Origin of the sequence: Bradyrhizobium sp. CB82 (assembly GCF_029714405.1) — a bacterium.
GTDB lineage: Bacteria > Pseudomonadota > Alphaproteobacteria > Rhizobiales > Xanthobacteraceae > Bradyrhizobium.
Genome location: NZ_CP121650.1, coordinates 4,016,044 through 4,040,414, shown reverse-complemented (window position 1 = coordinate 4,040,414; position 24,371 = coordinate 4,016,044). Strand labels below are relative to the sequence as shown.

Annotated in this window: 22 protein-coding genes and 2 pseudogenes; 12 read left to right on the top strand and 12 right to left on the bottom strand. The window is 61.8% G+C overall.

Annotated elements, in window-relative coordinates; all coding sequences use genetic code 11:
- Positions 1 to 48: 48 nt before the first annotated feature.
- Positions 49 to 1,179 carry an Mrp/NBP35 family ATP-binding protein gene (locus tag QA640_RS19350; RefSeq protein WP_283042178.1) on the bottom strand — a complete coding sequence of 377 codons (1,131 nt, stop codon included), beginning with the start codon at positions 1,177 to 1,179 and terminating at the stop codon, positions 49 to 51.
- 143 nt (positions 1,180 to 1,322) lie between these two features.
- Positions 1,323 to 1,760 (bottom strand): VOC family protein, encoded by a 438-nt coding sequence (locus QA640_RS19345; protein WP_283042177.1) that lies wholly within the window; start codon positions 1,758 to 1,760, stop codon positions 1,323 to 1,325.
- Between the two features lie 213 nt (positions 1,761 to 1,973).
- On the opposite strand from QA640_RS19345, the gene QA640_RS19340 reads away from it, so the two are divergent.
- From QA640_RS19340 to QA640_RS19320, 5 genes are all read left to right on the top strand, one after another.
- Positions 1,974 to 2,843, top strand: coding sequence for an NAD(P)-dependent oxidoreductase (locus QA640_RS19340; RefSeq protein ID WP_283042176.1), 870 nt, complete (start codon positions 1,974 to 1,976; stop codon positions 2,841 to 2,843).
- A gap of 24 nt (positions 2,844 to 2,867) precedes the next feature.
- The gene (gene nhaD, locus QA640_RS19335; RefSeq protein ID WP_283042175.1) at positions 2,868 to 4,145 is read left to right on the top strand and encodes a sodium:proton antiporter NhaD; all 1,278 of its coding nucleotides are present in this window, start codon (positions 2,868 to 2,870) and stop codon (positions 4,143 to 4,145) included.
- 151 nt (positions 4,146 to 4,296) lie between these two features.
- On the top strand, positions 4,297 to 5,892 hold the full coding sequence (locus QA640_RS19330) for a HAMP domain-containing sensor histidine kinase (protein WP_283042174.1): 1,596 nt from the start codon (positions 4,297 to 4,299) through the stop codon (positions 5,890 to 5,892).
- A gap of 43 nt (positions 5,893 to 5,935) precedes the next feature.
- Positions 5,936 to 6,139 (top strand): DUF1289 domain-containing protein, encoded by a 204-nt coding sequence (locus QA640_RS19325; RefSeq protein WP_283042173.1) that lies wholly within the window; start codon positions 5,936 to 5,938, stop codon positions 6,137 to 6,139.
- A 22-nt stretch (positions 6,140 to 6,161) separates the two neighbouring features.
- Positions 6,162 to 6,674, top strand: coding sequence for a TIGR02281 family clan AA aspartic protease (locus QA640_RS19320; RefSeq protein WP_283042172.1), 513 nt, complete (start codon positions 6,162 to 6,164; stop codon positions 6,672 to 6,674).
- Between the two features lie 122 nt (positions 6,675 to 6,796).
- On the opposite strand, the gene dusA is transcribed toward QA640_RS19320, so the two are convergent.
- Entirely contained in the window at positions 6,797 to 7,756 is a 960-nt protein-coding gene (gene dusA / locus QA640_RS19315) for a tRNA dihydrouridine(20/20a) synthase DusA (RefSeq protein WP_283042171.1), read from the bottom strand.
- Between the two features lie 841 nt (positions 7,757 to 8,597).
- On the bottom strand, positions 8,598 to 9,845 hold the full coding sequence (gene dinB, locus QA640_RS19310; RefSeq protein WP_283042170.1) for a DNA polymerase IV: 1,248 nt from the start codon (positions 9,843 to 9,845) through the stop codon (positions 8,598 to 8,600).
- Between the two features lie 322 nt (positions 9,846 to 10,167).
- On the opposite strand from dinB, the gene QA640_RS19305 reads away from it, so the two are divergent.
- The 3 genes from QA640_RS19305 (at position 10,168) to QA640_RS19295 (ending at position 13,249) form a co-directional block, all read left to right on the top strand.
- Positions 10,168 to 10,494 carry an AraC family transcriptional regulator gene (locus QA640_RS19305; protein ID WP_349253737.1) on the top strand — a complete coding sequence of 109 codons (327 nt, stop codon included), beginning with the start codon at positions 10,168 to 10,170 and terminating at the stop codon, positions 10,492 to 10,494.
- Positions 10,495 to 10,628: 134 nt separating this feature from the next.
- Positions 10,629 to 11,363 carry a TetR/AcrR family transcriptional regulator gene (locus QA640_RS19300; RefSeq protein WP_283042169.1) on the top strand — a complete coding sequence of 245 codons (735 nt, stop codon included), beginning with the start codon at positions 10,629 to 10,631 and terminating at the stop codon, positions 11,361 to 11,363.
- A gap of 404 nt (positions 11,364 to 11,767) precedes the next feature.
- Positions 11,768 to 13,249: an NCS1 family nucleobase:cation symporter-1 gene (locus QA640_RS19295; protein WP_283042168.1), complete on the top strand. Its 1,482-nt coding sequence runs from the start codon at positions 11,768 to 11,770 to the stop codon at positions 13,247 to 13,249.
- Positions 13,250 to 13,329: 80 nt separating this feature from the next.
- On the opposite strand, the gene QA640_RS19290 is transcribed toward QA640_RS19295, so the two are convergent.
- Positions 13,330 to 13,704 (bottom strand): acyl-homoserine-lactone synthase, encoded by a 375-nt coding sequence (locus QA640_RS19290; RefSeq protein WP_283042167.1) that lies wholly within the window; start codon positions 13,702 to 13,704, stop codon positions 13,330 to 13,332.
- On the opposite strand from QA640_RS19290, the pseudogene QA640_RS19285 reads away from it, so the two are divergent.
- A pseudogene (locus QA640_RS19285) lies at positions 13,600 to 14,251 on the top strand (ATP-binding cassette domain-containing protein); the annotation flags it as partial. The gene QA640_RS19290 and the pseudogene QA640_RS19285 sit on opposite strands and share 105 nt — an antisense overlap.
- 22 nt (positions 14,252 to 14,273) lie before the next feature.
- Here the strand turns inward: QA640_RS19285 and QA640_RS19280 are convergent.
- Positions 14,274 to 14,773, bottom strand: a pseudogene (locus QA640_RS19280) (Lrp/AsnC family transcriptional regulator).
- Positions 14,774 to 14,815: 42 nt separating this feature from the next.
- On the opposite strand from QA640_RS19280, the gene QA640_RS19275 reads away from it, so the two are divergent.
- Positions 14,816 to 16,036, top strand: coding sequence for an IS701 family transposase (locus QA640_RS19275; RefSeq protein ID WP_283042818.1), 1,221 nt, complete (start codon positions 14,816 to 14,818; stop codon positions 16,034 to 16,036).
- A 367-nt stretch (positions 16,037 to 16,403) separates the two neighbouring features.
- Positions 16,404 to 17,729: an FAD-binding oxidoreductase gene (locus tag QA640_RS19270; RefSeq protein ID WP_283042166.1), complete on the top strand. Its 1,326-nt coding sequence runs from the start codon at positions 16,404 to 16,406 to the stop codon at positions 17,727 to 17,729.
- 177 nt (positions 17,730 to 17,906) lie between these two features.
- On the opposite strand, the gene QA640_RS19265 is transcribed toward QA640_RS19270, so the two are convergent.
- The 6 genes from QA640_RS19265 to QA640_RS19240 all read right to left on the bottom strand — a co-directional run bounded on the left by QA640_RS19265 (position 17,907) and on the right by QA640_RS19240 (position 23,379).
- Positions 17,907 to 18,638, bottom strand: a complete 732-nt coding sequence (locus QA640_RS19265; protein WP_283042165.1) for an aspartate/glutamate racemase family protein — start codon at positions 18,636 to 18,638, stop codon at positions 17,907 to 17,909.
- 18 nt (positions 18,639 to 18,656) lie between these two features.
- Positions 18,657 to 19,379 carry an ABC transporter ATP-binding protein gene (locus QA640_RS19260; RefSeq protein WP_283042163.1) on the bottom strand — a complete coding sequence of 241 codons (723 nt, stop codon included), beginning with the start codon at positions 19,377 to 19,379 and terminating at the stop codon, positions 18,657 to 18,659.
- A 2-nt stretch (positions 19,380 to 19,381) separates the two neighbouring features.
- Positions 19,382 to 20,161 (bottom strand): ABC transporter ATP-binding protein, encoded by a 780-nt coding sequence (locus QA640_RS19255; protein ID WP_283042162.1) that lies wholly within the window; start codon positions 20,159 to 20,161, stop codon positions 19,382 to 19,384.
- Positions 20,158 to 21,144 carry a branched-chain amino acid ABC transporter permease gene (locus tag QA640_RS19250; protein ID WP_283042161.1) on the bottom strand — a complete coding sequence of 329 codons (987 nt, stop codon included), beginning with the start codon at positions 21,142 to 21,144 and terminating at the stop codon, positions 20,158 to 20,160. The genes QA640_RS19255 and QA640_RS19250 overlap by 4 nt, the downstream gene beginning before the upstream one ends.
- A 4-nt stretch (positions 21,145 to 21,148) precedes the next feature.
- Positions 21,149 to 22,015: a branched-chain amino acid ABC transporter permease gene (locus QA640_RS19245; protein ID WP_283042160.1), complete on the bottom strand. Its 867-nt coding sequence runs from the start codon at positions 22,013 to 22,015 to the stop codon at positions 21,149 to 21,151.
- Between the two features lie 161 nt (positions 22,016 to 22,176).
- Complete coding sequence (locus tag QA640_RS19240) at positions 22,177 to 23,379, bottom strand: ABC transporter substrate-binding protein (RefSeq protein WP_283042159.1); 1,203 nt, start codon at positions 23,377 to 23,379, stop codon at positions 22,177 to 22,179.
- 272 nt (positions 23,380 to 23,651) lie between these two features.
- Between QA640_RS19240 and QA640_RS19235 the strand changes: the two genes are divergently transcribed.
- Entirely contained in the window at positions 23,652 to 24,347 is a 696-nt protein-coding gene (locus QA640_RS19235; RefSeq protein ID WP_283042158.1) for a GntR family transcriptional regulator, read from the top strand.
- Positions 24,348 to 24,371: the final 24 nt, after the last annotated feature.

Sequence of the window (24,371 nt, the reverse complement as noted above, 5' to 3'; positions counted from 1 at the left end):
AATGGCATGACGGGAGTGTACGAAAGTCGCATTCCTCGGCAGGAAGGCTCAGCCTGTGGAAATTACGGGTTTGAGCTGGTCCCGGATCTGGCCCGCGATGGCGCGATAGATCGCCGCATGGGGCCCATCCGGCTCGCTGTCGACCACCGGTTTTCCGGCGTCCGACGTCTCGCGAATCGCCATGTGCAGCGGAATTTCGCCCAGGAACGGGACGGCGAGTTTCTCGGCCTCGTGTCGCGCCCCGCCATGGCCGAAAATGTCCGATTTCGTGCCGCAATGCGGGCACTGGAAATAGCTCATGTTCTCGACGATGCCGAGCACGGTGACATTCACCTTCTTGAACATGGCAAGGCCCCGCCGCGCGTCGATCAGCGACAGGTCCTGCGGGGTCGAAACGATGACGGCGCCCTTCAGGGGTACGTTTTGCGCGAGCGTGAGCTGCGCATCGCCCGTCCCCGGCGGCATGTCGACGACCAGGATGTCGAGCTTGCCCCACTCGACGTCGCGCAGCATCTGCGTCACCGCCGACATCACCATCGGACCACGCCAGATCATCGCGGTCTCTTCCTCCACGAGGAAGCCGATCGACATGATCGAGAGGCCGAAGCGCTTCAGCGGAATCATCTTCCGCTCCGCGTTCAGCGCTGGCTTGTCGCGCAGGCCCGTCAGCCGCGGCACCGAGGGACCGTAGATGTCGGCGTCGAGCAGCCCGACCTTCAGCCCGAGGTCGCGCAGGCCGAGCGCCAGATTGAGCGCGGTGGTCGACTTGCCGACCCCGCCCTTGCCGGAGGCGACTGCGATGACGGCGGAGACGCCGGGAATCTCGGCCTGGCGCGACATCGGGGAGGTGCCGCCCTGCGGCGGCCGGTGGGCATGGGCCGGCTGCACCCCCGGCGCGCCGCGGCTCGGCGGCTGCGGCGGTACGGTGCCCGGCTTGCGCTCGGCAGTTAGCGCCACCATGGCCGTGGTAACGCCCGGAATGGCGCGCACGGCGGCCTCGGCCTCGGCACGGACCTGCTCCCAGGCCCGCGCCTCGGCGGCATCGACATTGATCGAGAAGAACACCTTGCCGTCACTTGCGCTGATCGCGCTCAACACATTGGCATTGGTGAGCGCGACCCCGCGCGGCGATTTGATCCGGCTGAGGCTGTCGAGAACCTGCTGCTGCGTCACGCTCAAAGCGCATCTCCTGAACGACGCATGATCCGGAAAAGTGTGTAGCGGTTTTCCGGGAAGATCATGCTCAACTATGAGGCCCGAAAGCGCGATCCTGATCACGCTTTCGGGCGATGCGCCCCATTAGAGCGGAAACGCCCAAAAGGCTACTGCCTGCCAATGTCGCCGGCTGTCTCGACCGGGGCCGCCGCCCCCTGCTCCTTGGCCGCCTCGTAGTTCAACTCGATCATGACCCCATTGGGGTCATGCACGAAGATCTGCCAGAGGTCGCCACCCGGCACCTGCCGGGAGTCGAATTTCATGCCCTTGCCGCTCAGGCGCTGCCTCATGCCGTCGAAACCGCGGCTGACGAAAGCGACGTGATGGACAACGCCTGAATCGGGCTTTTGAGCCTCATCCGTCACGGAAATATCAACGAGGTGCACCACCGGCTTGCCCTCGCTGTACATCCACGCACCCGGGAAAGCGAAATCGGGCCGCGGGCCCTTTTCGAGACCCAACACGTCCTCGTAGAAGCGGACGGTCTCGGCCAGTTTCCGGGTCCGGATGTTGAAATGATCGAGCACGCCAACGCTCACAGCCATGCCTTGCACTCCCTTTTTTTATGTCCTTATTCGTTCATCCTAGCACAGGAGACCATCAAACGAAGCCGTTGCCCTCCGGCCTCAAGGGTTTATGGTGCGCCTCCGATCCGCCCCCTCCGGGGGGAACCGCCAAAACCTCTTGAGACTATGGCCCGGCCGGCTCAAGGCCGGTCAAGCCCGCAAGAACACCCAAGCACAGGCAAGGTCACCCATATGGCTAAAGTCGCTTTCCTCGGTCTCGGCGTCATGGGCTTCCCCATGGCCGGCCACCTCGTCAACAAGGGGGGCCATGAGGTCACCGTCTACAACCGCACCGCGGCCAAGGCGAAGGAATGGGCGGATAAGTTCGGCGGCAAGACCGCAGCGACACCGAAGGCGGCCGCCGAGGGCCAGGATTTCGTGATGTGCTGCGTCGGCAACGACAATGATCTGCGCGCGGTGACGATCGGCCCCGACGGCGCGTTTGCCGGCATGAAGAAGGGCGCGACCTTCGTCGACCACACCACCGCCTCTGCCGAAGTCGCGCGCGAGCTTGATGCGGCCGCCACCAAGGCCGGCTTCAAATTCGTCGATGCCCCCGTCTCCGGCGGACAGGCTGGCGCCGAGAACGGGGTGCTCACCGTGATGTGCGGCGGCGCCGCGGACGCCTATGCCGGTGTCGAGCCCGTCATCGCGGCCTATGCGCGGATGTGCAAACTGCTGGGACCTGCGGGCTCCGGACAGCTCACCAAGATGGTCAACCAGATCTGCATCGCGGGTCTCGTGCAGGGACTCTCCGAAGGCATTCACTTCGCCAAGAAGTCGGGCCTCGACGTTGCGGCCGTGATCGACACCATCTCCAAGGGCGCGGCGCAGTCCTGGCAAATGGAGAACCGCTACAAGACCATGAATGACGGGAAGTACGATTTCGGCTTCGCCGTCGAATGGATGCGCAAGGACCTCTCGATCTGCATAGCGGAAGCCCGCCGCAACGGTGCCAACCTGCCGGTGACCGCGCTGGTCGATCAGTTCTATGCCGAAGTCGAGAAGATGGGCGGCAAGCGCTGGGATACGTCGAGCCTGCTCGCGCGGTTGCAACGCTGATGGCCGCTTGAGCCCGGACCCGTCTTGCTGATCGCGATCGCCGCCATCTTCGTCGTTGCCTACGCGGCGATCGCGCTCGAACACCCGCTCGGCATCAACAAGAGCGCGACCGCGCTCGTCGGCGCCGGCCTGCTCTGGACCGCCTACGCGGCCATGACCGGCGATCACGCGCTGATCAGCCGTCAACTCGACGAATCCGTCTCCTCCACCGCGCAGATCGTGTTCTTCCTGATCGGCGCCATGACTATCGTCGAGGTGATCGACGCCCATGACGGTTTCGAGATCATCACCTCGCTGATCCGCACAACGAGCCAGGCAGCCCTGATGTGGCTGGTCGGCTTCGTAACGTTCTTCTTAAGCTCGATCCTGGATAATCTGACGACCACCATCGTTATGATCTCGCTGATCCAGAAGCTGATCGGCAAACGCGCCGACCGGCTGCTGTTCGCTTCCCTCATCGTCATTGCGGCCAATGCGGGCGGCGCCTGGACCGTGATCGGCGACGTCACCACGACGATGCTCTGGATCGGTGGGCAGATCTCGCCGCTGAGCGTCATGGGGGCGGTCTTTCCGGCGTCCCTCGTCAACCTTCTCGTTCCTCTTCTCGTCATCAGCATTTCAGTGCGCGGCAAGGTCATCGCACCGCCCCCCAGGGAAGACCGGTTGCAAGGGGTCGAACTGTTTGAGCGCAATCTGATGTTCTATCTCGGGCTCGGCACGCTGATCGCGGTGCCCGCCTTCAACGCGGTCACGCATCTTGCGCCCTTCATGGGCGTCCTGTTTGGGCTCGGCATCCTCTGGATGGTCGGCGAGATCATCCATCGCCACAAGGACGAGCACGTGCGACGTCCCCTTACCCTGGTGCATGCGCTGACCCGGATCGACTTGAGCTCGATCGTGTTCTTCGTCGGCATCCTGCTCGCCGTCGCCTGCCTCGAACATGCCGGCCTGCTGGCGAGGCTCGCAAGGTGGCTGGATACGACCATCGGCCGGCAGGACATCATCGTCATCCTGCTCGGCCTCCTCAGCGCCATCATCGACAACGTGCCGCTCGTCGCCGCGACCATGGGCATGTACGACCTCGCGCGCTACCCGCCCGACAGCTTCATCTGGGAGTTCATCGCCTATTGCGCCGGCACCGGCGGCTCGATCCTGATCATCGGCTCGGCCGCGGGCGTCGCCGCCATGGGACTCGAGAAGATCGAGTTCTTCTGGTACGCGCGCCGCATCGCAGGACCCGCGCTTGCCGGGTATCTGGCCGGGGCGGTGGTCTATATCGCGCAGCACGCGGCGATGCACTGAGCCAGCCACTCGCGCCGCGGTTCCCGCGACCGAATTAACTCCCCGTTAACGTAATTCTTTAGCTCCTTAAGTCAGCTCTTAAGGATTTGTTGCCAGAGATAGAGAATGCAGAAGGCCCGCGTACGGCGTGGGCAGGAATTCGTGTTGCTTGATGAGTAACCCCGCTGAAAAGCCCGAGGTCGTGCAGCTTCCGGCCGAGCCGGCCAGCGTGCCATCGGCGAGCAATCGCCGGGCTGCGGCGCAACGGGTGCGCGAAGCGCGCGACAAGTTAACGTCGACCAGCGGAACACGGCCCGCCTTTGACAGCGAAATGCTGCGCCAATATGCGCAGACGCGGCTCTCGGCATCCTACGTCGTGATGCTGCTGGTGGTCGCGACCGGCTTGCTGTTCGGGCTCTGGATGCAGCCGGTTCCAGCGGCGCTCTGGACGATCGGCATGCTCTGCATCCACGCCGCCATGATCCGGAGCTGTCGCCGCTATCTCGCCGAGCCGGCCTTGCCCGCCGTCACGCGCAAATGGCGCACGCGATTCGTCGTGCTCGACCTGCTCTATGGCCTGTGCTGGATGGCGATACTGATCCACCCCGTGCTCGACGTCGTCACGGAAACGCTGATGATGTTCCTGATGCTGCTGGTGATCGCAGTATCGAGCATGCTGGCGGCCAATCTGCCGATCGCAGCGCTTGCGGCCACCGCGCCCGTTGCGGTCGCGATGGCGCTGAGCTTTGCGATGAGCGGCTCGCTGGACAATTACATCCTGGCGGCGCTGTCGCTCGCCGCCGAAGGCTATTTCGTGCTTTTGGCGCACCGGCTGCACTCCTCGACTTTTGCAACGCTGGAAGCGCGCGCGGAGAAGGACGCTCTGATCGGCGAACTGGAACAGGCCAAGGCGATCTCGGACGAGGCGCGGCACCGCGCCGAATCCGCCAACGTCGCCAAGTCGCGCTTCCTGGCGCAGATGAGCCACGAGCTACGCACGCCGCTGAACGCGATCCTCGGTTTCTCCGAGGTCATGAAGAGCGAGATCTTTGGCCCGCATCAGGTCGCCGTCTACAAGGAATATTCCGCCGACATCCATAATTCCGGCGTACATCTGCTGAATCTCATCAACGAGATCCTCGACCTGTCACGGATCGAGGCCGGCCGCTACGAGCTCAACGAGGAAGCGGTGTCGCTGGTGGGCATCGTCGCCGACTGTCATCATCTGATGAAGTTGCGCGCCTCGAGCCGCGGGATCACCATCCACGAGGTCTATGAGCAGGCGATGCCGCGGCTGTGGGCCGACGAGCGCGCGATCCGCCAAGTCGTGCTCAATTTGTTGTCCAACTCCATCAAGTTCACGCCACAGGGCGGCGAGATCTGGCTGAAGGTCGGCTGGACCGCTTCAGGCGGGCAATATCTCTCGGTGAAGGATACCGGTTCCGGCATCCCCGAGGATGAAATCCCGGTCGTGCTCGCCTCCTTCGGCCAGGGCTCGAACTCGATCAAATCGGCCGAACAGGGCGCCGGACTTGGCCTTCCCATCGCCAAGAATCTCGTCGACCTGCACGGCGGTACGTTCACGCTGAAATCGAAGCTGCGCATCGGCACCGAGGTGATCGTCACCTTCCCGCCGGAGCGCGTGATGAGCGCGCTTGCGCCGATGGCGGAGGAAGCTCCACCGTTGCAGCCCGACGGTTCCGGTGTCGCGGACGAGAAACGCCGGCCGCGCCACAAGCCGATCATGAGCGCAGGCACGGGTTCGTAAGAGATGCTTGCAGAACTGCCCAGCGATCCTTCACGATGCGGGAATGAGCAAAGATACGCCGTGCATAGCCGTCTGCATGATCGACCCCAAGACAAAACTGTGCTTCGGCTGCGGTCGCACGCTGCCGGAAATCGCGCGCTGGCACGCCATGGAGCGTGCGGAACGGCTCGCCCTCATGGCGCAGCTTCCCGCACGCATGGCGGATGCAGGATTGATCCCGATCAGTTCGGCGTCGAAATCCGCCTGACGCTGCCGAACGGAGGCGTGCGATGAGCCGCCTCTTCCTGGTGCTGCTCCTGTTGACCGCGACCGCGGGCGCCGTGGTCGCCTACAGGGATCCCGAGCAGGTCGCGCGCGCCAGCGACACCGTCTCCGATCTCATGCGCCACCGCACCAGCCTGAAGACGCGCGCCGTGGAGGTCCAGCGCGGCCGCGGCGGCGAATTCGCGCTCCAGGCGCGGATCAACGGCGTGCCTGCACCGATGGTGGTCGACACCGGCGCGACCTCCGTCGTGCTCACCTACGAGACAGCGAAGGCGGCGGGCCTGCCGCTGGAGCTGCTCGACTACGACGTCGACGTCGAAACCGCCGGCGGCCGCACTAAGGCGGCGCGCCTGACGCTGGATCGGCTCGCGATCGGCAAGCTCGTCGAGCGCTCGGTGCCAGCGCTGGTGGTGCCGCACGGCACGATGAAGACCAACCTACTCGGCATGACCTTCCTCGACCGCCTCGAGCGCTGGGAAGTCCGCGCCGACCGCCTGATGCTGCACGGCTACCCCTAAACATAAGTGAGCCCGGCGCCTCGAAAGATCGCGGACGCCCTGGTTCATGACGGGTCGTGCCCGCGCCGGCATCGCGACGATGGATTCGCGACTGCTGTTCTTCGGGACTGCGGAGCGTGTCGCTATTCCGCGGCTTCCGCCATTGAGCGATCGCTAACGCGTGCAATCGCATCGCGAAGAACGTCGAGACCGGCGCCCGGCCTCACGCCATGCTCAGCCAGATGCCGGCGGAAGGCACGCGCGCCGGGCACGGCATGGAACGCGCCGACGAAATGCCTGGTGACGGCGTGCAGCCGCGTGCCAAGCGCAAGCTGCTCGGCAATGTAGGGCATCATGGCCTCGAGCGCGGCCTGCAACGTCGCATGCGGTGCAGCCTCACCGAAGAACTCCGGATCGACCGCGAGCAGCCGCCACGGATCATGATAGGCGGCGCGCCCCAGCATCACGCCATCGACATAGGCGAGATGGGCTTTCGCCTCGCCGATGCCGGGAATCCCGCCATTGATGATGATGGGCACCTCGGGCATCGCTCGCTTGAGGCGATAGACGCGATCGTAGTCGAGCGGCGGGATGTCGCGGTTCTCTTTCGGCGACAGGCCGTTGAGCCAGGCTTTTCGGGCATGCACGATCAGCGCATCAGAGCCCGCGGCGACCACCGCGCGCGCCAGCCGATCGAGCGCGACTTCCGGATCCTGGTCGTCGATGCCGATGCGGCATTTCACCGTCACGGGCACGCGGACCGCTCGCTTCATCGCATCCACGCACGAGGCCACCAGTTCGGGCTCGGCCATCAGGCACGCGCCGAAGCGGCCGTCTTTAACCCGGTCGGACGGACAGCCGACATTGAGGTTGATCTCGTCGTAGCCGAAATCGGCACCGATCTGCGCCGCGAGCGCAAGCTCGCGAGGATCCGACCCGCCGAGCTGGAGCGCCACCGGATGCTCGCACGCATCGAAGCCAAGCAGCCGCGCCCGGTCGCCATGGATGACGGCGCCCGTCGTCAGCATCTCCGTATAAAGCAGCGCCCGACGCGTCAGGTGACGGTGGAACACTCGGCAATGCCGATCGGTCCAATCCATCATGGGCGCCACAGAGAACGTCCAAGTCTTTGAACTTGAATACTTTTCTTCCATTTCAGCGGCTTATGTGTTGCACTTTAACCACCGATTTTGACCGATTTTTCTAACTAAGTACGACAATGTTGCACCGACATGTTGTGCCCGCGGTGGACGGCTTTTAGACTAGGGGCAAGTAATGAGAACCATCGTCGCCCGCAAGCGCAAAGACGGCACCACAGCAAATCTGGCGCAGCTCCCCGTAAAGCGCGCTGGCGCAATTGTTCATCGCGAGGACGTTTGATCGGAAACAAGCGGCCGCAGCCTGGCTCGAAAAAAGAGAGCGAGAGCTCGCCGTGCCAGGCGCGTTGGAGCGAGAAGGAATCTCCGATCCTCCACTCGCAGACGTCATCGATCGCTACATCGCCGAGTCTAATAAGGAGATCGGCCGCACCATGGCGCAAGTGCTCGCTGCGGCAAAAGCTACGACATCGCCGAACGTCAGTGCTCAACCATTACAAGCACCGAGATCGTGGCTTTCGCGAACCAGCTCGTGGCGAAGATGCAGCCACAAACTGTAAGCAATTATCTCTCTCATTTGGCGGCCGTCTTTGCAATCGCTCCTCCAGCGTGGGGATTCAATCAGACGGCCGTGAAAGACGCCGAGCGCGTGCAGGTTCAAGTAGCTTTCGACGCCAAGGGACAAGTATGGATCCTCACACGACGGAATTTGCTTCCGGAACGAGTCTCGGCCGGCGGTCGGGATAGCCCATCGCGGTCTGGTACCGCTCCAAAGATGCGGTGTGCTCTGCTGAACGGCGGACGCTTCGTCCCTGGTTGCACCACGCATCTCGGACGCACAAAGCGGTCACAGGTTCTTTTCGGCGAGCTCCCGAAACTCGTCGGGAACGGAACGAGAAATGCCCAGTGCCACCGAGCCGTAGCCAATCGCATTCCATCCGAAGCGATGTCGGATCTTGTCGACGGCGCAGTCGGCCGCCCATCGTGCCATGCCGATTTTTGTGCCGGGGCGGCGACGTTCATCTCGAAGTCCAAGCGGAAGTTCAAGCTCCAGATCCCAATGCTCTTCGAGATGCGACACAGAGATCGCAAGCAGCGAGATGATCTTCTCATCAGGGTGTTCTTCGAGGACCGCGCGCACGAGATTCTCAGCAGTCTCGGCGAGGATCACGGTCGCGGAAATCGGTGCGTCGAGCGTCACCGAGCGCGTCGCCGAATTCAGATTGGCGAACCGAACGCGGACCGTCACGGTTCGGCCAGGCCTGGATTTCGCGCGGAGCCGCGTGCCGATGCGGTCAGCGAGGTGACGCAGTGTTGGTCGAAAAACATCTTCTTCGGCGGGCTTCCGGCCAATCGCCGATTGCGCTCCTGCCGATCCGGCCCTGCGGTGAGTCCTGATTTCCCGTGGATCGCGATTCCACGCCAGCGCCGCAAGTCTCTCTCCGGCCGCCGGACCGAGCAGCTGCTCAACCGACCATCCCGGCGTCTTTGCCAGCTGCCCAATTGTTAGCACGCCTATCTCGGCGAGCCGCGCCTTCGTGACCTGCCCCACCCCCCACATCAGCTCGACAGGCAAGCGGTGAAGAAATTCCAGCTCGGAGTCGGGATCGACGACCACCAGCCCGTCGGGCTTGGCCACTTGCGAGGCAATTTTTGCCAGATGCTTGGTGCGCGCCACTCCGACCGAGATCGGAAGACCAAGCTCTGCCCTCACACGCTGGCGGATTGCCCCCGCGATTTCGGCCGGCGGACCGAAAAGATGAGTGCAGCCCGCGACGTCGGCAAAGGCCTCGTCAATGGAAATCCGTTCCACCAGTGGAGTGAAGTCGCCGATCACCTTGATGGCGGCATCGCCCAACCGCTGGTATTCCCTGAAGTGCCCGCCGACAAAAGTGATTTGCGGACAGAGCTCGCGCGCTTGTCGTCCTGGCATGCCCCCGCGCACTCCGAACGCCTTCGCCTCGTAAGAAGCGGCAAGCACGACCCCACCGCCGACGGCGATTGGCTTGCCGCGCAACGAAGGATCAAGCAGTTGCTCTACTGAGGCATAGAAGGCGTCCAAGTCCGCATGCAGGATAGTGGCAGTCGTTGCCATCCCGATCGTTCGCCCGTGACGTTTCGAGGACGTTCCAGCGTCAAGAACATAATGAGAACGTTTGCGGTGGGTGTCAAGCAGAGAGTGCCGCCACACGAAACAATCCACGCGGACCGCTGCCTCGGCGTCTCGAGTGGAAGGCATGGACGACATTGCTCGCCGCACTATTCCCGATGATCGAGCAGCCCCTCACGGGGCCGGCGCTCGAGAGGCCGAATGAGGCAAACGAGCTGTTTGTCGGCTATGTTGCGCTGGCCCTCACACCCACTTCCTTCGCACGTATACCAGCATCCTGCCACCCGATCGCCTGCGCCGCAGCGGATTGACAGCCTGGCAACTTCGGACCGCGAAAGACATCATACGCGCCAATCTCGATGGTGAGGTTTCCCTCGCGCGCGTCGCTGGCGAATGCGGCTTGTCGGCAGCGCATTTTGCCCGCGCTTTCAAGGCTAGTACGGGGACGCCGCCACATCGCCGGCTGATGGATCAGCGCATTGAGGAAAGCAAAAGCCTGCTCATTGGATCTTCATTTTCGCTCTCGGAGATCGCGATCAAGTACGGTTTTTCCGATCAAAGCCACTTCACGAGAGCGTTCTCCGCGAGGGTGGGGACGACTCCAGGACGCTGGCGCCTGGCTCGAGGAGGCTGACCTTGGCGTATGCACAGCTTTAACCGCTTGAAAATGCTGGATAGGACGGGCACTTTGCGTTTCTGACTCGCCAATCGCGCTCCGAACCTCTCCTTCGGCCCTCCTTGCGGAGGCGAAGTTTCCCATGAGGCCCTATGGCTGCCACGTCCGCCGACAAGCTCAAGCTTTTTCGTATCCGCCGCGCACCAAAAGGCGGCCGCAAGGCTGCTGCGCCCGGGCCCGACGTCGAAGAGAAGATCCTCGATGCGGCGGAGTTCGTATTCGGGCATTTCGGCTTCCGGGGAGCGACGACGGCTCTGATCGCCAAGAAGGCATCGATCGCGAAACCCCACATCTACTACTATTTTGAGGACAAGGAGGATCTGTACCGCGCAGTGCTGGAACGCGCGATGAACATGTGGGCGCGAGACATGGATAATCTGGACATGACGTCCGACGTCCAGACTATCCTCATTCGATATATCCACAAGAAGATCGATTTCTCGCGAGACCACCCTCATCTATCGCGCATCTATGCGAACGAAATCATCAGCGGCGCACAATTCATCGGCAGCTTCATCGAGAAGGTCTCAACTCCATTGCTGCTCGACAAGGTCGCGACGTTGGAGCAATGGACGGCGAGCGGGTCCATTCGCGCGATCAGCGCAGTGGATCTCTTCTTCTGCATCTGGGCAATGACGCAGGCTTATGCCGATTTCTCGAGCCAAATGATTATCATGAAGGGCAAGAGGCAGCTGGAGGATGCGGACTTCGATTCCGCAAAAGCGACCATCGTCCAGCTCGTTCTTGGCGGCCTCGGGCTTGAAGGGAGCGACAAGCCGACGAACCGGCTCCCCGCCAAGCGGGGCACGGCAAAGCCGGGCGCCTAGGCACGATGAGATCTGGATGAATCGTCATCGCGCTTTGGGTTGTTTTCTGCGCACGACGTCCGAGCAAGCGCATTCCGCGTTTATCGCGAAGGAAGATTGCTTCGCACCTTTCGGGATCATGCTTTAGGCCCTTGTTCGGCCGCGCGTATCCCGGCCCCTCAAGACTTTCCCCCGACAAATCAACGTCACTTTCCGGCGCTCGCGGCCGGCCGGATGGCTCTACCTTTAGTTGTTCGTGCGACTTGCGTCAAGGACAGGACGCGGGTGCGAAAACGTCATTGTAAAATAATTTTATCGAACGTAAAACTATTTTATCGATCGTTACAAAGATGGCATGTCGCTTGCTTCAGTCCGATCGCCTCGCATGGTGCGGGCCTTCGCCAAACAAACATTGGAGAGAGGACATGTCATCCAAGAGCGGCGACGTTCCCGCGCTGGTCATTGTCGGTGCCCATCCCAAGCTCTATAATCACGACCTTGCTCCGACTGCGCCCGAGGGACGAACCTGGGGAGTATTCAGCCTCTTTGCGATGTGGATGTCGGATGTCCACTCGGTCGGCGGCTATACGTTCGCCGCAAGCCTGTTCTTCCTCGGCTTGACCGGATGGCAGGTTCTGATCTCCATGACCGTCGGCATCACGGCAGTCTATTTCCTGATGAACCTCATTGGCCGCCCCTCTCAACGCTACGGCATCCCCTTCCCGGTCATGGCGCGCGTGTCGTTTGGCGTGATGGGAGCCAATCTCGCCGCCATCGTGCGAGGCGTCGTCGGCATCGTCTGGTACGGCGTACAGACCTACTTCGCGTCGAGGGCGGTTCAGGTCCTCATCATCACCTTGGCACCTTCGGCAATCGATCTTACCCACAACAGCATTATCGGCCTATCCACCCTCGCCTGGCTCAGCTTCCTGTTCATGTGGCTGTTCCAGCTGATTATCTTCCTGAGCGGCATGGAGCGCATCCGGCGCTTCATCGACTTCTGCGGACCGGTGGTCTACGTCGTCATGCTGGCCCTTGCGGCCTGGATGTTGTGGCAGACCGGCCTTTCGAGCCTGTCGCTTCAGCTCAGTCCGCCCGCCGCATCCAACGCGGCAACTATCGGCGTGATGGCCAATGCCGCAATGCTGATCGTCGCCTACTTCTCGGCCCTCCTGCTCAATTTCGGTGACTTCGCCCGCTTCGCCAAGAGCGAGGACGCCATGAAGGCGGGAAATCTGCTCGGCTTGCCCGTCAATTTCCTGGTGTTTTCGATCATCACCGTGATCGTCACGGCCGGCACCCTCAACGTGTTCGGCGAGGCGATCATGGATCCGGTGCTGATCGTCGAGAAGATAGGCAATCCGATCGTCGTCATCGTCGGTTCGATCACGTTCATCGTTGCGACCATGGGCATCAACATCGTCGCCAACTTCGTTTCACCCGCCTACGACATCTCCAATCTCAATCCGGAGCGCATAAACTTCAAAATGGGCGGTCTGATCACGTCGATCCTGTCGGTGCTCGTTTGTCCCTGGCTGTTCGTGGCGAGCCCATCGGCGATCACGCTTTTCGTGAGCGTCTTCGGCTCCACTCTCGGGCCGATGTTCGGCATCATGATCGCCGACTACTACCTCGTCAGAAAGCAGATCGTGCCGATTGACGACCTCTATACGATGTCGCCCAGCGGCGCGTTCGCTTACGACGGCGGCTGGAATCACAAGGCGCTGATCGCGCTCGCACTATCCGGCGTTCTGTCGATTGGATTGTCGCTGCTAGGTGCCTATGGGCTGATCTTCAACGTCGGCGACTGGGGCTGGCTCATCGGAGCGTGTGCCGGAGGAACGATCTACCGGGTGCTGTCGAAAGAGCAGAGCTCGGTTTCCATCGTCGTCGGGGCAGGTGAATGACGGTCGTCTGCGCGGGTCCGCCGCCATGCCGGCGGCCTTCGCGCACCAGTCTCAGAATGCGCGTTCGACTGAGCGCGCATTCAAGATTGAGACGAGCTCGCGATCACCTCAGCGGCTACTGCCGATTGTCTGCCCGTTCTGCGGTCTAGAGGGGATGCAAATCGTTGACCGCTTCTTCCAATGTGGTTGCGCCCCCCAGCGTTGGCTGGCATGGCAGCTTCGGACCGCGAAGTCCTGTTGCCCATAAGATTGGCAAAGGTGTCGGCGAGCATGTTTGGACCGGTCGTTGGCAGAAGCCTGGCGCAGCCCAGAACCTCGTTCTCATCTGAGACGAAAGGAAGATAGGTCGGCCGGCCCGTGCCGGAGAGATCATGTTCAACGGTCGCGAATTGGGGAAAGCCGGCCGCAGCCGCACGCGCGACGAGCTGCGCCAGATTCAGATCGTGTTTCAGCATGCCGACACAGCACTTAATCCAGCGAAGTCCGTGGAAGACATCCTGGGGCGTCCCCTCACCTTCTACCACGGCATGAAGGGGCAAGATACGTGATGCGCGCGTCAGCGAGCTCCTTGATCTTGTCCATCTACCCAAATCGGTACGCCATCGGCGGCCAGGAGAGCTTTCAGGCGGGCAGAAGCAACGCGTGAACTTTGCTCGCGCGCTCGCTGCCGAACCTACCTTTATCCTGTGCGATGAGATCACGTCGGCACTTGATACTGTGGTGGCGGCCGCGGTGATCCAGCTCTTGAAGGACTTGCAGCGAGAGCTCGGGCATTCCTACGTCTTTATCAGCCATGATCTTTCCGTCGTTCAGGCGATCTGCGACGAGATTATCGTCATGTATCGCGGTCAAATGGTCGAGGAGATCGCGCCGGCGCTGTCGAAAGCACCAGAGCACCCCTATAGTCGGCTTCTCTTCTCTTCGGTACCCAAGCTAGACCCGCGATGGCTCGACAGATTGCATCAGGACTCGGAGCAGGTGCGGACCTATTGCCACCACTAAAGACGACCCGTGAAGGTAGCAATCAAGGCGGAAAGAGGCTCGTCAGCGGCATGTGGAAGCGTACGATGGGTGACTTCAGCACGACGAAACTGAAATACTTGTCGATGCCAATATCCATGTCCGTCAGGCGCTCCATGATCGTCTGGTACTCGCCGATATCAGCGGTGACGAATTTAAGCATGTAGTCGTAACCTCCCGAGACCAGATGGCATTCGATGAGCTGGTCGACCTTCTCGACCGCACTCAGGAAGCGCGCAAAGTCCATCTGTCGGTGGTTCTTCAACGTTACTTCCGTGAATACGGTAATCGTCTGCCCTAGCTTGCGCATGTTGATCTGGGCGGAATAGCCCTCGATATACCCCTCGGTCTGCAGCGGCCTTACACGCATAAGACAGGGGCTGGGCGACAGGTTGACCAGTTCGGCAAGCTCGACATTGGTGACGCCCCGTTCTTCTGGAGCTCGTGCAGGATCTTGATGTCCGATCCAGCTTCATTGATCCCTCCATTGACCCCTCCTAGCATTACAGTTGCTATTTTCGGTGAGTTCTGAATCCATGGGTGACCATGATTCGGGATCTGATGATTGGTGGTGCGTCGGTTGAAGATACGCTGACGCTATGGGCTTCCTCGGTGCGAGATGCCAAGCAACGCATCCGTCCGCTGTTTACGCAGGAGCGGGTCGCGGCCTCGGCGTGGCAGTTTCTCGACGGACTGTTGGGCAACGAACCGCGCAAGACGGGTTGGATGCGGGCGGAGGCGGCTGGCGATCCAGGCCCGTGGCGCCAGCAGGCGATTCTGGGCCGAGGGCATTGGGACGCCGACGCGCTGCGCGACATTGTGCGCGAGTACGCGCTGGAATCGCTTGGCGATGAGGACGCGGTCCTGGTCATCGATGAGACCGGCTTTTTGAAACAGGGCAAGGCCTCGTGCGGGGTCGCGCGCCAGTACACTGGCTCGGCGGGCAAGATCACCAATTGCCAGATCGGAGTGTTCGCCTCCTATGTGTCGCGGCATGGCCATGCCTTCGTCGACCGGGCGCTCTACCTGCCAAAGGAATGGACGGACGACCCCGCTCGCCTGAAGGCAGCGCATGTCCCGAGCGGTGTGGGCTTTGCGACGAAGCCCAAGATCGCGCGTCGAATGATCGCTCGCGCGACCGCCGCAAAGGTGCCGTTCTCGTTCGTGGCGGCGGATTGCGTGTATGGCACGGGCGAGATCGAAACCCTGCTGCGCAAGGCGGGCAAAGGCTATGTTCTGGGTGTTGCGTCCAATCATGTGTTCCGTTCCTGGGGCAAGCAGCAGCCTGTCGCCGGCACCGCCGCCGCGATCGCGCAGAGTCTTCCCAAGAAGGCCTGGCACCACCTGTCGTCCGGCGAAGGGACCAAAGGTCCGCGCTGGCACGACTGGGCCTATCTCGAGTTGGCCGATCTCGAAGCCAGTGAATACAACGACGACCTTGCCGGGGAATGGACGCGGGGTCTTCTGATCCGCCGCAACATTGCCGACGGCAGCTTGGCCTTCTTCTCCACATGGTGCCCCAAGGGCACCTCCATCCAGAAGCTGGTGTCGGTGGAAGGCCATCGCTGGGCCATCGAGGACAGCTTCGAAACTGCCAAGAACGAGTTCGGTCTTGATCACAACGAAACTCGCTCCTGGCATGGCTGGCATCGCCATGTCTCACTCGTCATGCTTGCCTTTGCCATGATGGCCGTCATCCGTCATCGGGCCAACGCTGAGCCAGCACTCAAAAAAACACGACGCCGGCGCACCAAACATCGTTCCTGATCCGCTGGTCGATCCAGGAAATCCGTCGCATCGCTATCAAGCTCGCTCAACGGCGCATCTCGATCGACCGTGTTCTCGCATGGTCGCTTTGGCGGCGAGCTCACCAGGCCGACGCTCGCCGCGCTCACCTCAGACGAAAAATGCAACTGTCATGCTAGTGCAACGCACAGCAGAAAATTTGGTAACGTGAGCTAAAAGCTTATCTCTGCTTCGGCCCCTATCCATCACTGAGGAGTATCGTTCGGGCAGAACGCCATTTTGCAGCACACAGAGGATACAGCATAAAATGCTGGACCACTATCGAATCCAGGTGCCGTCCGCGCCGACGCGCGGCTTAGGATGCAGCTACCGAAATCAGGAACGCAGGATGCCCGCACCACTCAGCCACATTGAGACATCGCCGGATCTCCCCGACAGCGCCGACGCGGTGATCATCGGAGGCGGGATCGTCGGGGTCTTCGCCGCCTACTATCTCGCCATGCGGGGCCTCAGGGTCGCTCTCGTGGAGAAGGGTCGGATCGGAGCCGAGCAATCCAGCCGAAACTGGGGCTGGTGCCGGCAGCAAAACCGCGATGCCCGAGAGCTGCCGATGGCGACCAAAAGCCTGGACCTGTGGGAGAGGTTTGGCGCTGAAAGCGGTGAGAACACCGGTTTCTCTCGCTGCGGCCTCCTCTACCTCAGCAACGACCAGACCGAACTTGAGGGCTGGGCGCACTGGCGCGACTTCGCTCGGGGCGTCGGCGTCAGCACTCGCATGCTCGATGCGACCGAAGCGACTTCCCGTGGGGCAGCTACCGGGCGGGCCTGGAAGGGCGGTGTCTTCTCGGCGAGCGACGGCATCGCCGATCCCGCCAATGCGGCACCTGCGGTCGCGCGGGCCATTCTCAAAACTGGAAGCATAGTGCACCAGATGTGCGCGGCACGTGGACTGGAGACCCAAGGCGGTCGCGTGAGTGCGGTCGTGACCGAGCGCGGCACGATTCGCACGAAGGTCGCCATACTGGCAGGCGGGGCGTGGTCCTCCTCCTTCTGCCACCAGTCCGGCATCCGCCTTCCACTCGCGTCGATCCGCTCATCCATCCTTTCGGTATCGCAGGGTGTGAAGGGCTTACCTGATGCAATGCATACTTTCAGCGTTTCGGTGACGAAACGCGGCGATGGCGGATATACGCTCGCCATCAGTGGTCGAGGGCGCGTCGATCCGACTGCGCAGCAACTCCGCTTCGCCCCGCAATTCCTCCCAATGTTCCTGCGGCGCTGGCGCAGCCTGCTCCCCGGCGGCCTCGAGGGCGTAAGATCGGGACATGAAACGCTCCGCCATTGGCGGCTCGACGGCCCGACGCCGATGGAGCGTGTTCGCATCCTGGATCCGGCTCCCGATCGAAGCACGATTCAACTCACGCATCGGCGCGCCCTCGAACTTTTGCCGGCACTGAGGGACACGAAAATCACGGCTGCATGGGCCGGCTACATCGACTCGACGCCCGACGGCGTGCCGGCCATCGGAGAGGCCTCGAGCCTGCCCGGCTTGATAGTAGCCGCGGGCTTCAGCGGCCACGGCTTCGGTATCGGCCCAGGCTCCGGGCACCTGGTCGCGGATATCGTGACCGGAGCGGCGCCGATCGTCGATCCGAAGCCCTACAGGCCAGATCGCTTCGCCGGCTTTGCGGTTGGTAGGGTTTCGGATTTTTAGGCGCGATCGGCTGATCCAAAAGAAGACGCTCACAAGCTTGAATTCCAGCGCTACAGCCCGGCACGACGGAAGGGACGGCTCGCCGCCGCGATCCTGTCGAGGTTGGCAACCCGGCTCGCTGGCCTATCACAGCGACCGCGCTTGCTACCGGGCACCGCAAACCTCGGCGGCTTCACTTCACCCGCGTGGCGAGAAGGGTGCGAAGGAACCCGAATAGTTCTTCGCGAGCGGCGGGGCATAGGTGTTGCGCTTGGAGGTGCGCAGCCCCAAGCGCGCAACGCCTTCGGCAAGCGCCACAGCGCAGGCCACGCCGTCGAGAACCGGGACACCAACCGCCCGCTCCAGATCACGCGCGAGATCCGTCATACCGGCGCAACCAAGCACGATCGCTTCGGCGCTATCCTCGGCGAGCGCGCGTTCGATCTCGTCCTGTATGGTGCGGCGCGCCTGCGAGCCCGGCTCTTCGAGCGCGAGCACCGGCACGTTGGAGGCCCGCACCCGCGCGCAACGCGCCGCGAGTCCGTATTTGACGAGGTTGTGCTCGATCGGCGCGAGCGAGCGGGCAAGTGTGGTGACGACGCTGAACTTGTGGGCTATGAGGCTCGCAACGTGGAACGCAGCCTCACCAATGCCGATGACCGGCACATCCGCGACACAGCGCGCGGCTTCGAGGCCCGTATCGTCGAAACAGGCGATGATGAAGGCGTCGGCGTCGCGGCACTTGCCGATCTCTTCAAGAAGGCCCGGCAGCGAAAACGCCTCGTCGAAATAGCCCTCGATACTGGGCGGGCCATAGGTTGGGTTAGCGGCCAGGATATCAACGCCAGGCGAAGCTGCCGTGCGAGCCGCGGCCTCAATCTTCCGGGTCATCGAAACGGTGGTGTTGGGATTGATGATGTGGATGCGCATGGGATGAAGATCGCTTTCTCAGAGGTCGCCACCAAGATAGAGGTGTTTGACGCGCTCATCCGCGATGAGGTCGGCTGAGGCGCCGGAGAGCGCCACCTTCCCGGTCGTCAAGGCATAGGCGCGGTTGGAAACACGCAGCGCCATGCGCGAGTTCTGCTCGACGAGAAGCACGCTCACCTTTTCGTCTCGATTAATGGTCACGATCGAGCGGGCGATGTCCTGTACGATTTTCGGTGCGACGCCCAGCGAAGGCTCGTCGAGCAGTAGCAGCTTCGGCTTGGCCATCAGGGCGCGAGCTATCACCAGCATCTGCTGCTCGCCGCCGCTCATCGTGCCCGCCGGCTGGGACAAGCGCTCCTTCAACCGCGGGAACCGTTCCAGTGCGCGTTCCAGCGAGTTGCGCACCTCGGCGCGGTCGCTGCGCGAAAATGCGCCCATCATCAGATTGTCGCGCACGCTCATGAGCGGGAAGACCCGCCGTCCCTCTGGAACCATGACGATACCCAGCTTGACGATCGCCTCCGGCCCCAGGGCGTCGATACGTCGTCCCTCGAATTCGATCTTGCCCTTCGCTATCTTCCGCAGGCCGGTAATGGCGCGCAGGATCGAAGACTTACCTGCGCCGTTGGCGCCGATGAGCGCGACGGTTTCGCCCTCCTGCACCTCCACCGACACGGTCTTAAGCGCATAGACATGGTCGTAATAAAGCTCGACCTCGCTCACGGACAGCAGCGCGCGCATGCTCAGAGCCCTATGCTTTCGTCTTCGATGCCGAGATACGCCTCAATCACCCTATCGTTCTGCTGAATCTGCGCAGGAGTGCCTTCGGCGATCTTCGAGCCGAAATTGATCACGACAATACGGTCGGAGATCTTCATCACCGCAGCCATGTCGTGCTCAACCAAAAGCACGGTGACGCCGCGCTGGCGCACGGCGCGCACAAGCTCGACGGCGTGGCGCGTCTCCTCGTGGTTCATGCCGGCGAAGGGTTCGTCGAGCAGCAGCACCTGCGGGCTGGCAGCGAGGCCGATTGCTATGCCGAGGGCACGCAAATGCCCGTGAGGCAGGTTGCTGGCAATCTCGCTTTTCACCTCACCGAGGCCGAGGAAGTCGAGAATTTCGTCGCTGGAGCGGCCGAACGCCTCCTCGTCGCGACGCGCGAGGCTGGTCTCGAAATAATAGCCGATGAGGCTGGCACGTGAACGCAGATGGTGGGCGACGATGACGCTATCACGAGCCGTCAGTCCCTTGAAGATCGTCGTCTCCTGGAAGGTACGGACCACGCCCTTTCGCGCCACGATGTGCGGGGCAAGACCGGATATGCGCTCGCCCTTGAAGAGGACTTCACCGCGCGTCGGCTTCAGGAAGGATGAGATCAGTTTGAAGATCGTCGACTTGCCGGCGCCGTTCGGACCGATGACCGAGAGGATTTCGTTCGGCTGGACGTCGAAGCTGACATCGTTGACGGCAACGAGGCCGCCGAACTGCTTGGTCAGGCCTTTGACCTGGAGGATCGGCGTCATGTCTTGTGCCAGCTCCGCCGCCGCGAGTGAAAACGGATGCTTAGAAGCCCGTTCGGCAACACCAGCATCAAGACGACCATCACGCCCGAATAGATCAGAAGCTGATATTGGCCGATCGCGAAGAGAAGATCCCATCCGAAATACAGAACCAGCGTACCGAGCATCGGCCCAAAGACATAGCCGAGGCCGCCGACGAAGCAGTTGAGCATGAAATTGATACTGTCGTTGACAGTGAAGCTCGAGGGGTAGATCGATTGCGCAATGGCGATGAAGATCGCACCGGCCACGCCGCCGAGAAACGAAGAGATAGCGTAGGCAAGAATGCGCATCGCCGGCACGTTGATGCCCATCGAGGAGGCCAGCTCCTCATTCTGCTGCATGGCGACGAAGATCCTGCCAATGCGTGAATGTACGAGACGGTAGAGCGCCGCAAAGCACAGGGTCATCATGATCGTCGACAAATAGTAGAAAGCGATGTTGCGTTCGGCGAAGGCATCGAAGGCCGGAACGAGCGTGACGCCGAAGGCGGCGATCCCGCCGGGAGCGGGAATGCTGGTGATACCCTTGGCGCCATTGGTGATCGGCAGCGCCAAAGCGAGGAGCCGCGCGACTTCGGTGAGCACCAGCGTCACCATGGCGAAATAGACGCCGCGCAGTCTTAGGATCGGCAGGCCGACAAGGACGCTAACGGCGGCGCAGAACAGGCCGGCAAGCGGCAGGCTGAGCCAGAAGGAGATGCCTGCAGAGGCGACCAGGATGGCAGAAACATAACCGCCCATCAGTGCAAAGGCGCCCTGGCCGATGTTGATGCGGCCGATATAGAACATCAACCAGACCCCGCTGCTGGCGATTGCCAGAAGGGCGACGGAGCTCAGGGTGTAGTAGAAATCGGTGCGGCCTGCCGCCTTGATCGCCAAGGGAACGGCGAGGAAGACCACCAGCATGAAGACCGCAATGGCGACCAGGCGCAACGGGCGAAACATCGGCTCAGCCCCAAGGCTTGCCCATCAGGCCATTCGGCCGGATGGCGAGGAAGATCAGCAGAGCCGCGAAGATGACGAGATAGGTGATGTCGCCATAGGCGTGCAGGACGGTCAAGCCGACCGACTCCAGCATGCCAAGGATGAAGCCGCCGGCGATGGCTCCGCCAACGACGCCGGCGCCGCCGATCATCACCATCAGGAATGCCTTGAGCGATATCGGCCCTCCGATGCCGGAATTGACGCCTGTGATCGTCACCAGAAGCCCGCCAACAAGACCGGCAAGCATGGCTCCGAGCGCGAAGCCAAGAAATGAGTAGAACTCGACCGGCACGCCCATGAGTTGCGCGGCGATGCGATCCTGGGCAAGCGCGCGCATCGCCCGCCCCGGCTTGGTGTATTGCATCATCAGGATGAAGCCGACGATGAAGAGAACGGCCAAGCCCCCAACGACGATGCGGTCATAGGGCATGATGATATCGCCAGCCCGCAGCACGCCATTGACGATCTTCGGGACGCCACGCTGCTTCTCGCCGAACAGCAGGAGGATGACGGCATCGAGGAAATAGGCGATGCCGGCCGCCAGCAGCATCGTACTCTCCTCCCGGACGCTGCGTCTGATGACGGTTCGAAACAGGAACCGCTCGATCAGCCCGCCGAGAACTGCCAACGTAATCGCCGAAGCAAACAGCGCAACGACGAAGGGCAAACGCAGTTGGCCGTAGATTTCATAGGTGACGAAGCCACCGAGCACATACATCTGCCCGTGCGCAAAATTGAGCACGTTCATCAAGGCGAAGATCAGTGTCAGACCCAGCGCAATCAGCGCATATTGTGCGCCGAGATAAAGCCCGTTGGCGACGACTTGCTCCACGACCGCTCTCCGCAGGAGGGACTTCGTTCAGACGCTCGTGCCGTCGCCGCCGACCACCCGGGGCAAGTCGCATTCAGATCAGACGCAACTCGCCCCGGCTTGTTGTTCAGGCGCATGCCCTCGGGCGTCGACGGACCGGATGAAGACGCCAGCAGGCGTGTTCAGTCGACATTCGCAACAAACAGGGTCTCGAACTTGCCATCCTTGTATTGGTTCACGACCAGCGGCACCGCGAGCTGGCGCTTCTGCCCGAAGGACGTCGTTCCGACATAGTGCAGGGTCGCCGAACTGTCCTTAAGATAGGGATTGGGCGCTGAAAACGTGTCCATTTCCTTCTTGAACTCATCGACGTTGTCGATTGCCTTCGGATCTGCCTTCAGCGTGTCGACAATATACTGCAGCGCATAAACCTTGGTGTTCGACTCGTCGTTATACTCGCCGAATTTCTTGGTATAGCGGTCGATGAATTCTTCCATCGTTTTCGAGCGGATTTCCGGCGTCGAGGCGCCACCCACCGAGATGAAGCCGTTGGCCAGCTCGCCCGCGCCTTCCTCAAGCACCTTGGCATCCTGCGCAGTTTCGGTCGAGATAATCCCTTCAAAGCCGAGCTCGCGAGCCGAGCGGATCAACAGCGGCGCGTTCGCCGGTGCCACACCCGACAACACCAGGAGATCCGGCTTCAGTTTCACGATCGGCGTCAGCACCGGCGTGAAGTCGCGTGTGTCGTTCTCATAGGTGTCCTTGTCGGCTACCACATTCAGGCCCAGCGCCTTGGCCGCGAGGACGCCGCCGTCGCGCTGACTGATGGGATCGGATTCGTTCGCGCAGACGAACGCTACCGTCTTCACGCCCTTGTTTTCTTTCAGATACTTGTAAATGGAGGGAGCCGACTGGTAGTTCGCCACCATGCCCAGGACTGCATTCGAAGCGGGTTTAGTGTAGAGCGCCTTCGGGAAGGCATAGGGAAAATAGATGATGCCAGCCTTTTCGGCCACTGGCCGGACCGCTGCGGCGCCGTCATCGACGTTCGGCCCGACGACATAGTGGATGCCTTCCTGCGCCATTTTCTCCATGCCGGCGATGGCGCGCTTGGGATCCTTCTGGTCGTCGAAGGTAACGACGTTGATATCGTACGTCTCGTTACCGATCTTGACCCCGCCCTGCTCGTTCCACCAAGCGGCAAGCGTCTGCATCGAACGAACATTCGAGGTGCCCCACGCGGCAGCGGGACCGCTGGTCACACCGACAAAGCCGACCTTGAGAACCTTGTTCGCAGCTTCAGCGGTTGTGACCGCCGTAGCAACGCCGAGCGCAGAAACTAGACCCAATAGGGCGGCACGAGACAAGGATGCGCTATGTTTCATGGTCTTTCCCTCCCTCTGGTGGCCGACGGGCGCGCCGGTGCCGGCGCGCGAGCGGAGTTTTGCTTGGCGACGACGATGCATGAAGGCAGTGGGATTATCAACATGAAAAAGGTTGATTGTTGACAATCTTGGATACTTCGTACACACAATGGAGAGATGATCATCACTTTTCGGTCTCGCCCCCAAGAGCGGGCGCGGACTCTCGTCCCCAGACCGAGCGCCGAACGATGCGCGACGGTGCGCGAGCAAGTATGGGAAGGCATAGCGGACGAATGACGGTCCAGCTCACTCACCTTCCCCGGCCCCTTGCCGACAGCGCGATTGTCGAACGCGTCTTTGCTGCGGTGATGGAGCACAAGCTTCCCCCTGGTGCGAAGCTTGCCGAAAATGCGCTTTGCGAGGCGTTCGAGGCCAGCCGTGCGCAGATCCGGCGCGTCCTGGTGGTGCTGGCGGGTCGGGGCGTAGTGACGCTACATCCCAATCGTGGAGCCTATGTCAGCAGCCCTAGCGCAACCGAAGCGCGCGAGGTCTTCGAAGCACGTCGCTCAATCGAGCGCTCGGTGGTGCTGTCCGCAGCGAACCGGATTGACGTGCGCGCCCTTGACGAATTAAGGGCGAACTCCCGCGCCGGAGCCGCAGCGGAGGCCCGCGGCGACCGGCGCGAGTCCATACGGCTATCCGGGCAATTCCACATTCGGCTCGCAGAAATCGCCGGCAATTCGGTGTTGACCAAATACCTCGAGGAACTGGTAGCACGCACTTCGCTGATTATTGGCCTCTACGGATCGAGCCGTGCGCGCACTTGCTCGGAAGCCGAGCACGACACCCTGCTCGACGCGCTCGCTGTCGACGACAAACTACGTGCTGCTGACCTGATGGAAGAGCACCTGCACCACATCGAAGAGGCGCTCGACGTGCGCGACGGCCCTGCGGAACCAGTCGACATACGGCAAATCCTGCAGACCTGAACGTCGAATTGGCTCAGAAGGTAC

Coding starts and splice junctions, on each gene's coding strand:
- QA640_RS19345 (WP_283042177.1), bottom strand. CDS start 1,760: ATGGCTGTGAGCGTTGGCGTGCTCGATCATTTCAACATCCGGACCCGG.
- QA640_RS19340 (WP_283042176.1), top strand. CDS start 1,974: ATGGCTAAAGTCGCTTTCCTCGGTCTCGGCGTCATGGGCTTCCCCATG.
- QA640_RS19330 (WP_283042174.1), top strand. CDS start 4,297: ATGAGTAACCCCGCTGAAAAGCCCGAGGTCGTGCAGCTTCCGGCCGAG.
- QA640_RS19325 (WP_283042173.1), top strand. CDS start 5,936: ATGAGCAAAGATACGCCGTGCATAGCCGTCTGCATGATCGACCCCAAG.
- QA640_RS19320 (WP_283042172.1), top strand. CDS start 6,162: ATGAGCCGCCTCTTCCTGGTGCTGCTCCTGTTGACCGCGACCGCGGGC.
- dusA (WP_283042171.1), bottom strand. CDS start 7,756: ATGATGGATTGGACCGATCGGCATTGCCGAGTGTTCCACCGTCACCTG.
- dinB (WP_283042170.1), bottom strand. CDS start 9,845: ATGGCAACGACTGCCACTATCCTGCATGCGGACTTGGACGCCTTCTAT.
- QA640_RS19300 (WP_283042169.1), top strand. CDS start 10,629: ATGGCTGCCACGTCCGCCGACAAGCTCAAGCTTTTTCGTATCCGCCGC.
- QA640_RS19295 (WP_283042168.1), top strand. CDS start 11,768: ATGTCATCCAAGAGCGGCGACGTTCCCGCGCTGGTCATTGTCGGTGCC.
- QA640_RS19290 (WP_283042167.1), bottom strand. CDS start 13,704: ATGCTGAAACACGATCTGAATCTGGCGCAGCTCGTCGCGCGTGCGGCT.
- QA640_RS19275 (WP_283042818.1), top strand. CDS start 14,816: ATGATTCGGGATCTGATGATTGGTGGTGCGTCGGTTGAAGATACGCTG.
- QA640_RS19270 (WP_283042166.1), top strand. CDS start 16,404: ATGCCCGCACCACTCAGCCACATTGAGACATCGCCGGATCTCCCCGAC.
- QA640_RS19265 (WP_283042165.1), bottom strand. CDS start 18,638: ATGCGCATCCACATCATCAATCCCAACACCACCGTTTCGATGACCCGG.
- QA640_RS19260 (WP_283042163.1), bottom strand. CDS start 19,379: ATGCGCGCGCTGCTGTCCGTGAGCGAGGTCGAGCTTTATTACGACCAT.
- QA640_RS19255 (WP_283042162.1), bottom strand. CDS start 20,161: ATGACGCCGATCCTCCAGGTCAAAGGCCTGACCAAGCAGTTCGGCGGC.
- QA640_RS19250 (WP_283042161.1), bottom strand. CDS start 21,144: ATGTTTCGCCCGTTGCGCCTGGTCGCCATTGCGGTCTTCATGCTGGTG.
- QA640_RS19240 (WP_283042159.1), bottom strand. CDS start 23,379: ATGAAACATAGCGCATCCTTGTCTCGTGCCGCCCTATTGGGTCTAGTT.
- QA640_RS19235 (WP_283042158.1), top strand. CDS start 23,652: ATGACGGTCCAGCTCACTCACCTTCCCCGGCCCCTTGCCGACAGCGCG.